Raw genomic sequence first — 13,551 nt, 5'->3', positions numbered from 1 at the left:
CTGAGGCTACCTGAAGCAAGGAGTTATTCCTCTATAACCTCTATAAGACCAGCGCCGGCATCCAGAGCCGGAACTCGGCGCCGGCGCCCTGTTGCCCCGGCGCCAAACTCAGCACGCCGCCGTGCACTTCGATGATCGAGCGCGCCATGTACAGCCCCAGACCGCTGCCTGGCAGGCCGGCGGCGTTGCGGCCGCGATACCCTTTGTCGAAAACGCGCGACGCATCGTCCGGCGGCACGCCGGCGCCGCCGTCGAGTACAGCGATCTCGACGCCGCCACCGCTGCGCCGCACGCGCACCGTCACATCGGCGGCGGGCGGCGAAAACGCGAGTGCATTGTCGATCATGACCTTCAGCGCCAGCCGCAAGCCTTCCGGTTCGCCGCGCAGGATCGAGGCGACATCGTCGAGCTGCAGTACGGCCGCGCGTCCGGCGGTGCGGATCTGGGCAGCGCCCGTCTCGACCAGTTCCCCGACCGTGATGGTGTTGGGCTGGCGGGTGCGCCCGAGCGTGGCCATGCGATCCGGCGACAGGTATTCGTCGAGCATCCCGATCAGGCGGTCGACTGCCGCGCCGATCTTGCGATAGCGGGCGCGCACCGATTCCTCGGCATGGGTGGACGTGGCTTCCAGCCGCTGGATCGCGCCGTCGATCGTCGCCAGTGGCGTACGGAACTCGTGATTGAGCATGCTGGCAAAGCGTTTGTATTCGCTATCGTGGCCGCGCCGCGCCGACAGGTCGCGCAGCAGGCCAACCAGGGCCGATCCGTCATCGGCCGGCACGATGGCCAGCGCTTCCAGCGCCAGCGGGCGGCGCTCGGCATCGAACAGATCGAATTCGCGCCGGTTGCGCACCCCCGGCTTGCCGGCGGCCATCGCGCGCAACCACACTGCCAGCGGCGCCAGCGGCGAGGCGCTGTCGCCATCGAGCGCGCTTTGCAGCGTCGCAGCGTCATAGCCACTCAGGGCCGCAAATGCCGGGCTCAGATAGCGTACGCTTCCCGCCGGCAGTGCAATGGCAAAGGCCACGTCGTCTCCCAGTTCGGCGATCGTACGCAGTTGCCGGCCGGTGAGCATCTCGGCATCGCCGGCAGGGACCGGGATGGCAGATGTGGTGGCGGCAATCGGACTGGACTTCATTGGACCTCTTTCTTCACCAACAGTTACGGACGATGTATCGACCAGCTAGTATATCGCGACCGTCACTTGTCTGTGACATATTGCTTTGCAAAATGCAAAATATGGTTTCAGGAGGGAATGAAAGTAGGCGATCCGGCATGGAATCCCCGTGGCAAACGAAACAATTGCGCCATACCGACAGGGTTTGGGCGATAATTTCACCACTATGAACGATACCGCTACCCGCCCCCCGCTCCCAGACCGGCTCTCGATCGATCCGAGCAGCCCATTTCATAACCGTGACGTCTTCCAGCACGACGTCGGCATCCGCTTCAACGACAAGGACCGTACCGACGTCGAAGAGTATTGCATCAGCGAAGGCTGGATCAAGGTTGCCGCTGGCAAGACCCTCGACCGCAAAGGCCGCCCGATGCTGATCAAGCTGAAAGGCAAAGTCGAAGCGTATTACGCGTAAACCTTTGGTCGATACAACAATGGCGGGCTCGCGAGCCCGCCATTTCTTTATGTATACCAGCGCCAGCTTGCGCTGCGCTGACTAGCCCTCCCCGGATCGACTACTCCGCCAGCGGCGCAAAGATCGCCTGCAGGTCTTCCTGCGTCAGCGCCATCTTCTGCGACTCGCCTTCGGACAGGATCGAGTGCGCCAGCTCCGACTTCTTCTGCTGCAGCAGCTGGATCTTTTCTTCCAGCGTGCCCTTGGCAATCAGCTTGTAGACGAACACCGGCTTGTCCTGCCCGATGCGCCAGGCGCGGTCGGTCGCCTGGTTCTCGGCTGCCGGATTCCACCACGGATCGTAGTGGATCACGGTGTCAGCCGCGGTCAGGTTCAACCCCACGCCGCCCGCTTTCAGGCTGATCAGGAAGATCGGCACCGCGCCCTGCTGGAATGCGGCCACCTGCGCCGAGCGGTCGCGCGTCTCGCCGGTGAGCAGCGCATACGGGATCTTGCGCAGCGCGAGTTCTTCTTCGATCAGCGCCAGCATGCTGGTGAACTGCGAGAACACGAGAATCTTGCGGCCTTCGCCCAGCAAGTCTTCGACCATCTGCATCAGGTCGGTCAATTTGGCCGATACCGCCGCCGTGTTCTTTTTGGACGGCATCGACTTGACCAGGCGCGGATCGCAGCACACCTGGCGCAGCTTGAGCAGCGCTTCGAGGATCACGATCTGGCTGCGCGCCACGCCCTTGCGGTCGATCTCGTCGCGCACTTTCTTGTCCATCGCCAGGCGCACCGTTTCGTACAGGTCGCGCTGCGGGCCGGAGAGCTCGATGCGGCGCACCATCTCGGTCTTTTGCGGCAGCTCCTTGGCCACGTTGTCCTTCGTGCGGCGCAGCAGGAATGGCCGGATGCGGCGATTGAGCAGCGTGCGGCGCACCGGATCGTCCTGGCGCTCGATCGGATGACGGAACTGGGTGTTGAAGGTTTTCTCGTCGCCGAGCAGACCGGGGATCAGGAAGTGGAACTGCGACCACAGCTCGCCCAGGTGGTTCTCGAGCGGCGTACCGGACAGGCACAGGCGGTGGCTGGCGTCGAGCGAACCGGCCGTCTGCGCCGCCTTGGAGCGGGTGTTCTTGATGTAGTGCGATTCGTCCAGGATCACCAGGTGATAGTGGTGCTTGCGCAGTTCTTCTTCGTCGCGCGGCAGCAGCGCGTAGGTGGTCAGCACGATGTCGGCGCCGTCGATCTGGTCGAACGACTCCATGCGCTCCTTGCCCTGCAACAGCAGCACTTTCAGGCTCGGGGCAAAGCGCGCGGCTTCGTCGAACCAGTTGGCCATCAGGCTCGTCGGCGCGATCACCAGCGCCGGGCTGGTCAAACGGCCCGCTTCTTTTTCGACCAGGATGTGCGCCAGCGTCTGCACCGTCTTGCCCAGGCCCATATCGTCGGCCAGGATGCCGCCCAGGTCATACTCGCGCAGGAACTGCATCCACGCCAGGCCATCGAGCTGGTAGTCGCGCAAGGTGGCCTGCAGGCCGGCCGGCGCCTCGACTTTTTTCACGGCGCCAAACTGGCTCAGTTTGCGGCCGGTCTCGCGCAGGCGCTCGCCGCCGGTCCATTGCAGCTCGACGCCGCGCGCCAGTTCTTCGAGCCGCGCTGCATCCAGCGTCGACAGGCGCAGGCGCGCCTTGATCTTGTCATTGAAATACAGCTCGCCCAGCGTGGCGAGGATGGGCTTGAGGCGGCCCCACGGCAGCGCCACGCGCTCGCCATCGGGCAGCACGGCCAGCATCTGGTCGGACTCGGCATGCGCGGCCAGCACGCTCGGATCGAATTCGAGCGGCGCGCTGCGAATCAGCTGCACCAGCACCGGCAGCAGCGGCACGCGCTTCTTGGCCACCACGATGCCCAGCTCCAGTTCGAACCAGGCATTGCCTGCTTCAGCCGGTTCGTCGATGTCGGCGTACCAGTCTTCGACCGGCACCACGTCATAGCGGTACTTGGGCGATTTTTGCAGGTGCCAGCCAGCGTCGGACAGCGCATCGACCGACTGCTCGGCAAAGCGCAGCCAGTGCGCCTGGCTCTCGAGCTGCAGCGCGCCGGCCATCACGTTCAGCGGCGCCGTCGCCGGCTTGCGGAAACCGATCTCGCCCAGCTTGTCGAGCGCATCGCTTTCGAGCTTGGGGTCGCGCTCGATGATTTCGGTGAGGTCGCCCACCTGGCGCACGACGCGCTGCGACGGGTCGAACGAGACGCGCTGGCCGTCGTAGTCGAAGGCCAGCACGGCGAAGTCCTGCCAGCGCGCGGCGCTGCCGTCGGCCAGTTGCACCGCATCGAGCAGCAGGTGCGGAATCGGTTTGACATCATTACGCAGGCGCTGCGTGAGCGGCTGCGGCAGCGGCATCAGCTGCTGCAGGCCGTGTGCGAGCAGCAGTTGCGAGACGCGTTTTTTATCGGTGCCGGTGAGCGTCGGTGCCTGCGCCACCAGCGCCTGCAGTTCGGCCAGCGAGATGTCGATGCCGCCGCGATTGAGGTCGAGCGGCCCGCACGACAGATTGTCGATGTACCACGGCGGATCGGTCGGCAGCATGTAGTCGATCTGGTCGGCGGCGCTGTGCGCGGCCGCGCCGCCCACGGGTTCGACCGACCAGCCGAGTTTTGCGACGCGGCCTTCGTCGCGCCAGGCCAGGCTGGCCAGGCGGGTCGGGCCGCCCTGCAGCGGGTAGACCAGGCCACCGGCCATGTCGGCCCACGAGTTCGCCCACAACAGCTTGCCCTGTTCGAGCAGCATCTGCAGCAGGATCGCGCCGACCTTGCCTTTCGGTTCGGTGGCGCTGGTGCCTTGCGCCGACCCGCTGCGCATGGCGATGAAAAAGCGCACCAGGTCGATGTCGTCGCCTTCGAGATAAGCCGGCGGCGCCGACAGGAGCGAAAAGACTTCGCTGACGGGACTGGCCGCAGCCACGTCGCCGTTCGGCCGCAGGCGCGCCTTGCACAGGCACAGCGCCACGTGGCGCCCGCCGCTGGTAGGCGCCATCACGTAGACGAACTTGTACTGTGCGGCCTTCGGGTCGACCACTTCGTCGGTCAGCTTCGGCTGCGGATGCGCCGCTGCTTCGACCCGCTGCAACCAGCTCACGACCGGCGCCGGCAGGGCCGGAGAACGTGCGGGCGTGCGGGCTGCGGGTGCGTCGCTGGCTTTCTCGCGAAGATAATCGACTGTTGTCATTGGGTCTCGTGGCAGGGTATTAAAAACGGCAATAACGACTATTATCTCGCATACGAACACTTCCGATTTGTTCGTAATCGCACCTTGCAGACAAATGGTGCGCGCACGCAACGCGTGTGTCTTCTGCCAACCGACTGTTCTCTCATGTTCGTGTGACCCTGTCAAGACTGGCGTATCGGCGCTGTTTGCGTATCATTGGCCGCTTGGTCCACGATCCTCGCTTCACCACTGCCTATGCTGCCATCCATCGAACAACGCCTTGCCAAAGAACTCGCCGCCAGGCCAGCCCAGGTGGCCGCCGCCATCGCCCTGCTGGACGAAGGCGCCACCGTGCCCTTCATCGCGCGCTACCGCAAGGAAGCCACCGGCGGGCTGGATGACATCCAGCTGCGCCTTCTCGAAGAACGCCTGCGCTATCTGCGCGAGCTGGAAGACCGGCGCGCATCAATCATCGCGTCGATCACGGAGCAGAACAAGATGACGCCGGCGCTGCTGGAATCGATCGCACTGGCCGAGGATAAAACGCGTCTCGAAGACCTGTACCTGCCGTACAAGCAGAAGCGCCGCACGAAGGCGCAGATCGCGATCGAGGCGGGCCTGGCGCCGCTGGCCGAGACCCTGCTGGCCGACCCGCAGCAGGATCCCGAGGCCATCGCGAAGGACTATCTGCGCGACGCGTTCACCAACGCTGACGGCGGCGCCAACCCCGGCGTGCTTGACACCAAAGCGGCGCTCGATGGCGCGCGCCAGATCCTGATGGAGCGTTTCGCCGAAGACGCCGCGCTGCTGCAGACGCTGCGCGAATACGTGCAGGAACACGGCGTCGTCGAATCGAAGGTCGTCGCCGGCAAACAGGACGAAGGCGAAAAATTCGCCGACTATTTCGACTACAGCGAGCCACTGGCCGCGGTGCCGTCGCACCGCGCGCTGGCGCTCCTGCGCGGGCGCCGCGAAGGCATGCTGGACGTGGCGCTGCGCCTGGATTCCGAGCCCGAAAAGCCGAAGTGGGATGCACCGCTCAATCCGTGCGAGGGCCGCATCGCGGCGCGCTTCGGCATCAAGGCGCAGGGCCGCCCGGCCGACAAATGGCTGCTCGATACGGCGCGCTGGACCTGGCGCGTGAAAAGCTTCATGCACCTGGATACCGAGTTGATGGGCGCGCTGCGCGACAAGGCCGAACTCGATGCGATCGGCGTCTTCGCCCGCAACCTGAAAGCCCTGCTGCTGGCCGCGCCGGCCGGCCCGCGCGCGACGATGGGCCTGGACCCTGGCCTGCGCACCGGCGTGAAGGTCGCGGTGGTCGACGCCACCGGCAAGGTGGTCGATACCGCCACGGTCTACCCGCACCAGCCGCGCAACGACTGGGACGGCGCGCTGCACACGCTGGGCCTCCTGGCTGCGAAACACAATGTGTCGCTGGTCTCGATCGGCAACGGCACCGGCTCGCGCGAAACCGACAAGCTGGCGCAGGATCTGATCAAGCAGCAGCCCGACCTGAAGCTCACAAAAATCGTCGTCTCGGAAGCCGGCGCGTCGGTCTATTCGGCGTCCGAATTCGCGTCACGCGAGCTGCCCGACATGGACGTGTCGCTGCGCGGCGCGGTCTCGATTGCGCGCCGCCTGCAGGACCCGCTGGCCGAACTGGTCAAGATCGATCCAAAGTCGATCGGCGTGGGCCAGTACCAGCACGACGTCTCGCAAAGCCAGCTGGCGCGCTCGCTCGACGCCGTGGTCGAGGATTGCGTGAACGCCGTCGGCGTGGACGTGAACACCGCGTCGGCGCCGCTGCTGGCGCGCGTGTCCGGCCTGTCGTCCACGGTAGCGCAGGGCATCGTCGCGTACCGCGACACGCACGGTGCATTTGCCTCCCGCGCGGCGCTGAAAAAAGTGCCGCGTCTGGGCGAGAAAACCTTCGAGCAGGCAGCGGGATTTTTGCGCGTGATGAACAGCGCCAACCCGCTGGATGCATCGGCCGTGCACCCGGAATCCTACCCGCTCGTCGAAAAAATCCTGCTCGACGTCAAGCGCGACATGAAAGCCGTGATCGGCGACGGCGCGCTCATTAAAAGCCTGAACCCGGCCAGGTACGCGGACGACAAGTTCGGCGTGCCGACCATCACCGATATCCTGAAAGAGCTGGAAAAACCGGGCCGCGATCCACGGCCCGAGTTCACCACGGCCACCTTCAAGGATGGCGTGGAGCAGATCTCGGACCTGCGCCCGGACATGATCCTGGAAGGCGTCGTTACCAACGTCGCCGCGTTCGGTGCGTTCGTCGACATTGGCGTGCACCAGGACGGTCTGGTGCACATCTCGGCGCTGTCGAACACGTTCGTGAAAGACCCGCACACGGTCGTCAAGGCCGGCCAGGTGGTCAAGGTCAAGGTGCTGGAAGTGGACCCGAAGCGCAAGCGCATCGCGCTGACGATGCGCCTGACGGACAGCGCGCCGCAGCCGGGCGCGCAGCCGGCGCAGCGGCCCGACCGCAACGACGCCAAACGCGTGCAGCAGCACCAGCGCCAGGAACGCACGACGGCGCCGGCCGGCGGCGCGATGGCCGATGCGTTTGCCAAGCTGCGCAAATAACGGGCAAACGATGCTGCGCGTCGTCCACGTCGATCCGGATCACGCCGACGCGCGGCGCCTTGTCCCGCAGCTCGATGCGGCGCTGTCCGCAATCACGGGCGAAAGCGGCGCGGCCTCGTTCGATCCGCAGGATTGCCGGGGTGCAGGCGCCTGCTTCGTGCTGGCCTACGCCACCGATGGCAGCGCAGTCGGCTGCGGCGCCATGCGCGCGCTTGCGGGCGATATCGGGGAACTCAAGCGGATGTATGCGCGGCCCGGCAGCGGCGCCGGCGCGCACGTGCTGGCAGAACTCGAGCGGCACGCCGCGGCATGCGGCTACCGCCAGTTGTGGCTGTCGACGCGGCGCGTGAATGCGCGCGCGGTGGCGTTCTACGAGCGGCACGGTTATGCGCCAGTGGCCCCTTACGGCCGCTATGTCGGCCGCGCGGCATCGGTTTGTCTCGGGCGGCGCCTGCCCTGACGCCGTTGCTTCAGCTGTGCTTGATCAGGATGCCGATCAGGTAGACACCCAGACAGCCAAACCCGATCAGCAGCATCTTGTGCTGCGGGATCGCCGGCGCGCCCGTCTTCTTGATGTGCAGCGCGTCGCGCACCAGCAGCAGCGCGTAGATCAGCGCGGCGAGTCCCGACAGGATGTCGCCGGGACTTGGGCGCGTGAATCCCGTATAGATATTCAGGATGCCGGGAATGCCCAGCAGGGCGGCGATCACGAGGTTCGCGTTCGGCGATGGTACGCGGCGGCGGGGTTGCTGCATCGGGTGCTCCGGTGGATGGTGACAAACGGCGCGATCATACCGCAATGCCGGGCGCAGGCCCTGACACAGGCACTGACGGGGCGCGCCAGACGCTCAGGCGAACAGGGTCGTGTTGCGCAGCACGAGCTTGATCAGGAAGCACCCGGCAAAGGCGCCAAAGCAGATGAAGCCGATCAGCGTGACCCGCGGCGAGGTCAGCAGCGCCAGCCGGCCGGCACGGCGCTGCAGCGCGCACCAGGCCAGGAACAGCGCCATCATCAGTGGGCCGATCTGGACGAAGACGTCGACCGCGCGGCCGCTTCTCAAGGCATTGGCGCCGTCATACAGTGCCGGCAAGCCCAGCAGCGCGGCAAACACCCACAGGGCTGCGATGGGCAAGGTAGCGAACGTGTTCTTCATCGTGTTTCCCGTCATCTTGAACCGGGCATCATACCGCAGCGCGGTGATGGTCCCCGATGCCCTCCACGTCGAATTCTTATAGAATGGCGCCATCTACCCATTCCTCTCCAAAAGGCACACATCAAATGAGCGACGTTCAAACCTGGATCAAAGACACCGTGACCTCGACGCCAGTCGTGCTGTTCATGAAAGGCACTGCCCAGTTCCCACAGTGCGGCTTTTCCGGCCGTGCCATCCAGCTGCTGAAAGCGTGTGGCGTCGACAACGTCGCCACCGTGAACGTGCTGGACGACGCTGAAGTGCGTCAGGGCATCAAGGACTACTCGAACTGGCCAACCGTGCCGCAGCTGTACGTGAACGGCGAGTTCATCGGCGGCACCGACATCATGAACGAGATGTACGAATCGGGAGAGCTGCAGACCCTGCTGAAAAACGGCTGATTGCATGACTGAGCGCCCGCGCCGTATTGTTGTCGCCCTCACCGGCGCGACCGGCGCAACCTATGGCGTGCAGCTGCTCAAGCGGCTGCACGCAACGCCTGGCATCGAAAGCCACCTGATCATTTCGGACGCCGCCACGCTGACCCTGCACCAGGAACTCGGCCTGCAGCGCCGGGACGTCGAAGCGCTGGCGCACGTCGTGCACCGCAACCGCGATATTGGCGCTTCAATTGCCAGCGGGTCGTACCAGGTCGACGGCATGGTCGTCGCACCCTGCTCGATGAAAACCCTGGCCGCCGTGGCCCACGGTTTCTCCGACAACCTCGTCACGCGCGCTGCCGACGTGATCCTCAAGGAGCGCCGGCGCCTGGTGCTGATGGTGCGCGAAACCCCGTTCAACCTGGCCCACTTGCGCAATATGACGTCGGTGACCGAAATGGGCGGCATCATCTTCCCGCCGCTGCCGAGCTTTTACCACCGGCCTGCGACGATCGCGGACATGGTCGAGCACACGGTAGACCGTGTCGTGGACTTGCTGGGGATAGAAAATTCCCACGCCGCGCGCTGGGGCGGCATGAAAGCAGAACAGAACGACGTGGCAGGATGAACCGGCATGCCGGCTCGCGCCGGCATGGGTTGTCTCAGCGTTTGTCGTCGTAACGGTTGTCTTCGGACTTTTTCAAGTCACGCGCTTCTTCGAGCATTCGCCGCCGGGCGTTGCGTTCTCGCATCAGTTCAGCATGACGCGCTGCCGTCATCGGCGGCACCGTCATCAAATCCTTGAGCTGGGCGGTATTGGCGTAGTTGTTTCGCATGCGTCAGCTGCTCCTGGTGAACCTGAACCGGTGGCGGAAACCGCTGCCACCTGATCAGATTATGGACCAGACCAGCCCATTTGTACTGTTCTGCACGACAAAAGTGCAAACCGGCAATAACGCTACTGCGATCGACGTTTACTTCGCGTCCGGCTTCGTATGATTCACGCGCACCAGCATGCGAATGAATTCGCGCGCCAGCTGGCGGTGGTGCTCATCGAGGCGCTGCAGGTCGGCGATCAGCTTGACGTCGGCCGATTCAAAGCGGGCGCTGGCAGCACCGGCCTCGCCAGTAGCCTGCTCGGCGCCGCCGAAACGCAACCAGTCGGCAGGCACGCCCAGCCACTGGGCGATCATGCGCAATTTTTCCTGGGTGGGAATGGCTTCGCCGACCAGCCACTTGCGGGCGGCATGGACCGTGATCGGACGGCCTTCAAAGCGGATATTAAATTCTCGCGCCAGACGTGTAGGGCTGTCAGGGGAGTAGTGAGCGTTCTTCAGGGCATGCTGGAGGCGTTCGCTGAAGCTCTCCCGTTCGTTGGTTGAATTCATTGCGGTACTTGTTGTTGGACAGAGGGAGGTTCTTCCAGACGAGAAACCTCATTTTTACACTATACAACTAAAAAGTCACAAAGATGTGGTTTTTTAATAGTTTTTCCACCCAATTTGTGTTATTCCCAACAGCAATTCTCATAAGAACGGTTGTCACTTAAAAGCACCTGATCGGGAATGAAACAACTACGTACCATTACTTAGAACAGTTCAGGAGCATGCCCGTCCTGTTCAATATGTATCCAATCATGATATATCGGGTATCAGTTTCGCGTGAAAACTATCACCCCATCGGCATTTGTCACGCGAGTCAATTGACCGTCATACCAAAGCTTGTGCAAGTGCGCGAGCGCTTCGCCGAGTGCAAAACTGAGCTGGTGCGCATCGAGCGGGCGCCGGAACATGATGGGCACGATCTCGGCCGCCGAGCGGGGCACGGCGCAGGCGTCGAGTACCTCGGCCAGCCGGTCAACATGGTGCTCGCGCAATTGCCGGATACGCGTGTGCAGCCCGCGAAACGGCTTGCCGTGGGACGGCAGCACCAGCACATCGTCGGGCAGGTCGGCGAACTTGCCCAGCGAGTCCAGATACAGTTGCAATGGGTTGCCATCGGGCTCCACGGCAAACACCGAGACATTCGTCGAGATACGCGGCAGGACCATGTCGCCGGACACCAGAATGTTCAGGTCCGTGCAGTACAACGAGGCGTGCTCGGGCGAGTGACCGAAGCCGGTAATGACGCGCCACAATTGCCCCCCAATTGTGACATCCTGCTTGTCCTGCAACCGGGTATACGCCAGCGGCACGCTCGGCACCAGTGATGGATAGTAATTGCGACGGCTGCCCATCTGGTCCAGCATCGCCGCGTCGCGCAAGCCGTGGCGCGCGAAATGCGGGATGGCCGATGGCCCGTCCACGCCAGGCAGCGCCGCTGCCATCATGCGCATGAAGCCGAACTCGCCCGTCGTGGTCCAGAACGGCGCAGCAAAGCGCTCGCACAACCAGCCCGCGAGTCCGACGTGATCGGGGTGGCAGTGGGTGGCGATGACACGTACCAGCGGCTCCCCGGCCAGCCCGTCGGCCAGCAGCTGTTCCCAGGCGGCGCGGGTGGCGTCGGTGCCGGCGCCGGTGTCGATCAGGCTCCAGCCGGCGCGCGTCGCACCGCCGTGGTCGACGTCGTCCTGCAGCAGCCACAGATTGACGTGGTCCAGCGCGAATGGCAGCGGCATGCGGGCCCAGCGCAAGCCCGGAACGATCTCGACCACGGCCCCCGGTGCAGGGATTATCTCGCCAAACGCATACGACAGTTGGGACTCAAGCGCATTCATGCAAATCTTCCTTTTCTGGGGGAACGGCGGGCGCGCTACAATACGACGCAACGTCAATTTACGTTAACGGAAGTTACTGCTTGTTTCGATTTTACGCGATTATTGGTTGTTTCCCAACCGCTACAAAACCTCATGCCGACTACCTATACCATCGCCGAACTGGCGCGCGAATTCGATATTACTGCACGGGCCATCCGTTTCTATGAAGACCAGGGCCTGCTCAGTCCAAAACGCGAAGGCGTGGGCGGGCGCAACCGTGTCTACACGCCGCGCGACCGGACCCGCCTGAAACTGACCCTGCGCGGCAAGCGCCTGGGTTTGACGCTGTCCGAGATCAAGAGCATCGTCGACATGTACGAGTCACCAAAAGACACGCAGGCCCAAATCGACCGCTTCCTCGCCGTACTGGGCCAGCAGCGCGTGACGCTCGAACAGCAGCGCGCCGATATCGAGATGGCGCTCGAAGAAATTGTCGCCCACGAAGACGAATGCCGTCGCCTGCTTGGCGGCAATCACGGCGACGGTGAAGCCGGCCGCGACGCTGCCTGAGTCTCCAGGCGAACGGGCGCTGACAACTTGTCGGCGCTTTTTTTTGCCTGCTGTTTGACGTTTACGTTAACGTAACACGCGAGTATGATTGTCGCGCACCCTTTCTCAATTCACCACTGCTCACCGCGAGGACGACATGCTGCATCTTCCAGGCCTGACTTTTGACCATGGCGACGATATCGCCGCGCTGCGCGAAGCCGTCCAGCAATTTGCCGCCAGCGAAATTGCGCCGCGCGCGGCCGAGATCGACCGCAGCGACCAGTTCCCGATGGATTTGTGGAAGAAGATGGGCGAACTCGGCCTGCTGGGCATCACGGTGAGCGAAGAATACGGCGGCGCGAACATGGGCTACCTGGCCCACATCGTGGCGATGGAGGAAATCTCGCGCGCTTCGGCCTCGGTCGGCCTGTCGTACGGCGCCCACTCGAACCTGTGCGTCAACCAGATCAAGCGCAACGGCACCGAAGCGCAGAAGCAGCACTACCTGCCCAAGCTGATCTCGGGCGAACACATCGGCGCCTTGGCGATGTCCGAGCCAAACGCCGGGTCGGACGTGGTCAGCATGCGCCTGCGCGCCGAACTCAAGGGCGACCGCTACGTGCTCAACGGCACCAAGATGTGGATCACCAACGGCCCCGATGCCGACACGCTGGTCGTCTACGCCAAGACCGATCCCGAAGCAGGCGCGCGCGGCATGACCGCCTTCCTGATCGAAAAAGGTTTCAAAGGGTTCTCGATCGCGCAAAAGCTCGACAAGCTGGGCATGCGCGGTTCGCACACGGGCGAGCTGGTGTTCCAGGATTGCGAGGTACCTGTCGAGAACGTGCTGGGCGGCGTCGGCAAGGGCGTCAATGTCCTGATGTCGGGCCTGGACTTCGAGCGCACCGTGCTGTCGGGCGGGCCGCTGGGCATCATGTCGGCCTGCATGGACGTGGTGGTACCATACATCCACGACCGCAAGCAGTTCGGCCAGGCCATCGGCGAATTCCAGCTCATGCAGGGCAAGATTGCCGACATGTACTCGACCATGATGGCGTGCCGCGCCTATGTATATGCAGTCGGCCAGGCCTGCGACCGCGCCACGGGCCCGGAGCAGATCCGCGCCCTGCGCAAGGACGCCGCCGGCGCCATCCTGTACAGCGCCGAAAAAGCCACGTGGATGGCCGGTGAAGCGATCCAGACGCTGGGCGGCAATGGCTACATCAATGAATACCCGGTCGGCCGCCTGTGGCGCGACGCCAAGCTGTACGAAATCGGCGCCGGCACCAGCGAAATCCGCCGCATGCTGATCGGCCGCGAGCTGTTCGGCGAGACCATGTAA

Annotated in this window: 14 protein-coding genes; 7 read left to right on the top strand and 7 right to left on the bottom strand. The window is 63.9% G+C overall.

The genetic code is table 11. The features are described from left to right. Positions 1–40 precede the first annotated feature (40 nt). Positions 41–1,138: a PAS domain-containing sensor histidine kinase gene (locus tag AC56LV_RS14950; protein ID WP_499558733.1), complete on the bottom strand. Its 1,098-nt coding sequence runs from the start codon at positions 1,136–1,138 to the stop codon at positions 41–43. Positions 1,139–1,343: 205 nt separating this feature from the next. On the opposite strand from AC56LV_RS14950, the gene AC56LV_RS14945 reads away from it, so the two are divergent. Further along, positions 1,344–1,592, top strand: coding sequence for a DUF3297 family protein (locus AC56LV_RS14945; protein ID WP_183555080.1), 249 nt, complete (start codon positions 1,344–1,346; stop codon positions 1,590–1,592). A gap of 100 nt (positions 1,593–1,692) precedes the next feature. Here the strand turns inward: AC56LV_RS14945 and AC56LV_RS14940 are convergent, their stop codons facing one another. Next, the gene (locus tag AC56LV_RS14940) at positions 1,693–4,806 is read right to left on the bottom strand and encodes a DEAD/DEAH box helicase (protein WP_499558731.1); all 3,114 of its coding nucleotides are present in this window, start codon (positions 4,804–4,806) and stop codon (positions 1,693–1,695) included. A 234-nt stretch (positions 4,807–5,040) separates the two neighbouring features. Here AC56LV_RS14940 and AC56LV_RS14935 point away from each other — a divergent pair, with 234 nt between their 5' ends. Beyond that, positions 5,041–7,392: a Tex family protein gene (locus AC56LV_RS14935; RefSeq protein ID WP_499558729.1), complete on the top strand. Its 2,352-nt coding sequence runs from the start codon at positions 5,041–5,043 to the stop codon at positions 7,390–7,392. A gap of 10 nt (positions 7,393–7,402) precedes the next feature. Further along, positions 7,403–7,852 carry a GNAT family N-acetyltransferase gene (locus AC56LV_RS14930; RefSeq protein WP_499558727.1) on the top strand — a complete coding sequence of 150 codons (450 nt, stop codon included), beginning with the start codon at positions 7,403–7,405 and terminating at the stop codon, positions 7,850–7,852. Between the two features lie 10 nt (positions 7,853–7,862). On the opposite strand, the gene AC56LV_RS14925 is transcribed toward AC56LV_RS14930, so the two are convergent. Beyond that, the gene (locus AC56LV_RS14925) at positions 7,863–8,147 is read right to left on the bottom strand and encodes a hypothetical protein (RefSeq protein WP_183555076.1); all 285 of its coding nucleotides are present in this window, start codon (positions 8,145–8,147) and stop codon (positions 7,863–7,865) included. A 93-nt stretch (positions 8,148–8,240) separates the two neighbouring features. Continuing rightward, entirely contained in the window at positions 8,241–8,639 is a 399-nt protein-coding gene (locus AC56LV_RS14920; RefSeq protein ID WP_499558725.1) for a hypothetical protein, read from the bottom strand. Positions 8,640–8,671: 32 nt separating this feature from the next. On the opposite strand from AC56LV_RS14920, the gene grxD reads away from it, so the two are divergent. Next, complete coding sequence (gene grxD / locus AC56LV_RS14915) at positions 8,672–8,986, top strand: Grx4 family monothiol glutaredoxin (protein ID WP_183555074.1); 315 nt, start codon at positions 8,672–8,674, stop codon at positions 8,984–8,986. Positions 8,987–8,990: 4 nt separating this feature from the next. After that, the gene (locus AC56LV_RS14910; protein WP_258836834.1) at positions 8,991–9,593 is read left to right on the top strand and encodes a UbiX family flavin prenyltransferase; all 603 of its coding nucleotides are present in this window, start codon (positions 8,991–8,993) and stop codon (positions 9,591–9,593) included. A gap of 34 nt (positions 9,594–9,627) precedes the next feature. Here AC56LV_RS14910 and AC56LV_RS14905 read toward each other — a convergent pair whose 3' ends face one another. The 3 genes from AC56LV_RS14905 to AC56LV_RS14895 all read right to left on the bottom strand — a co-directional run bounded on the left by AC56LV_RS14905 (position 9,628) and on the right by AC56LV_RS14895 (position 11,681). Next, on the bottom strand, positions 9,628–9,801 hold the full coding sequence (locus AC56LV_RS14905; RefSeq protein WP_183555071.1) for a hypothetical protein: 174 nt from the start codon (positions 9,799–9,801) through the stop codon (positions 9,628–9,630). Positions 9,802–9,939: 138 nt separating this feature from the next. Continuing rightward, a complete protein-coding gene (locus tag AC56LV_RS14900) occupies positions 9,940–10,353 on the bottom strand; it encodes a hypothetical protein (protein ID WP_183555070.1) in 414 nt (137 codons plus the stop codon). A gap of 263 nt (positions 10,354–10,616) precedes the next feature. Then, positions 10,617–11,681 (bottom strand): MBL fold metallo-hydrolase, encoded by a 1,065-nt coding sequence (locus AC56LV_RS14895; RefSeq protein ID WP_499558724.1) that lies wholly within the window; start codon positions 11,679–11,681, stop codon positions 10,617–10,619. 132 nt (positions 11,682–11,813) lie between these two features. Here AC56LV_RS14895 and AC56LV_RS14890 point away from each other — a divergent pair, with 132 nt between their 5' ends. Together AC56LV_RS14890 and AC56LV_RS14885 are read left to right on the top strand one after the other, a co-directional pair. Then, positions 11,814–12,230, top strand: a complete 417-nt coding sequence (locus tag AC56LV_RS14890; protein WP_258836837.1) for a MerR family transcriptional regulator — start codon at positions 11,814–11,816, stop codon at positions 12,228–12,230. 136 nt (positions 12,231–12,366) lie between these two features. Continuing rightward, positions 12,367–13,551 carry an isovaleryl-CoA dehydrogenase gene (locus AC56LV_RS14885; RefSeq protein ID WP_183555067.1) on the top strand — a complete coding sequence of 395 codons (1,185 nt, stop codon included), beginning with the start codon at positions 12,367–12,369 and terminating at the stop codon, positions 13,549–13,551.

The sequence above is a fragment of the Telluria sp. RB2R28 genome (genome assembly GCF_059685835.1).
The sequence above is the reverse complement of the archived record's forward strand: the minus strand, read 5'-3'. Positions and strand labels throughout refer to the sequence as shown.

Coding starts and splice junctions, on each gene's coding strand:
- AC56LV_RS14950 (WP_499558733.1), bottom strand. CDS start 1,138: ATGAAGTCCAGTCCGATTGCCGCCACCACATCTGCCATCCCGGTCCCT.
- AC56LV_RS14945 (WP_183555080.1), top strand. CDS start 1,344: ATGAACGATACCGCTACCCGCCCCCCGCTCCCAGACCGGCTCTCGATC.
- AC56LV_RS14940 (WP_499558731.1), bottom strand. CDS start 4,806: ATGACAACAGTCGATTATCTTCGCGAGAAAGCCAGCGACGCACCCGCA.
- AC56LV_RS14935 (WP_499558729.1), top strand. CDS start 5,041: ATGCTGCCATCCATCGAACAACGCCTTGCCAAAGAACTCGCCGCCAGG.
- AC56LV_RS14930 (WP_499558727.1), top strand. CDS start 7,403: ATGCTGCGCGTCGTCCACGTCGATCCGGATCACGCCGACGCGCGGCGC.
- AC56LV_RS14925 (WP_183555076.1), bottom strand. CDS start 8,147: ATGCAGCAACCCCGCCGCCGCGTACCATCGCCGAACGCGAACCTCGTG.
- AC56LV_RS14920 (WP_499558725.1), bottom strand. CDS start 8,639: ATGGCGCCATTCTATAAGAATTCGACGTGGAGGGCATCGGGGACCATC.
- grxD (WP_183555074.1), top strand. CDS start 8,672: ATGAGCGACGTTCAAACCTGGATCAAAGACACCGTGACCTCGACGCCA.
- AC56LV_RS14910 (WP_258836834.1), top strand. CDS start 8,991: ATGACTGAGCGCCCGCGCCGTATTGTTGTCGCCCTCACCGGCGCGACC.
- AC56LV_RS14905 (WP_183555071.1), bottom strand. CDS start 9,801: ATGCGAAACAACTACGCCAATACCGCCCAGCTCAAGGATTTGATGACG.
- AC56LV_RS14900 (WP_183555070.1), bottom strand. CDS start 10,353: ATGAATTCAACCAACGAACGGGAGAGCTTCAGCGAACGCCTCCAGCAT.
- AC56LV_RS14895 (WP_499558724.1), bottom strand. CDS start 11,681: ATGAATGCGCTTGAGTCCCAACTGTCGTATGCGTTTGGCGAGATAATC.
- AC56LV_RS14890 (WP_258836837.1), top strand. CDS start 11,814: ATGCCGACTACCTATACCATCGCCGAACTGGCGCGCGAATTCGATATT.
- AC56LV_RS14885 (WP_183555067.1), top strand. CDS start 12,367: ATGCTGCATCTTCCAGGCCTGACTTTTGACCATGGCGACGATATCGCC.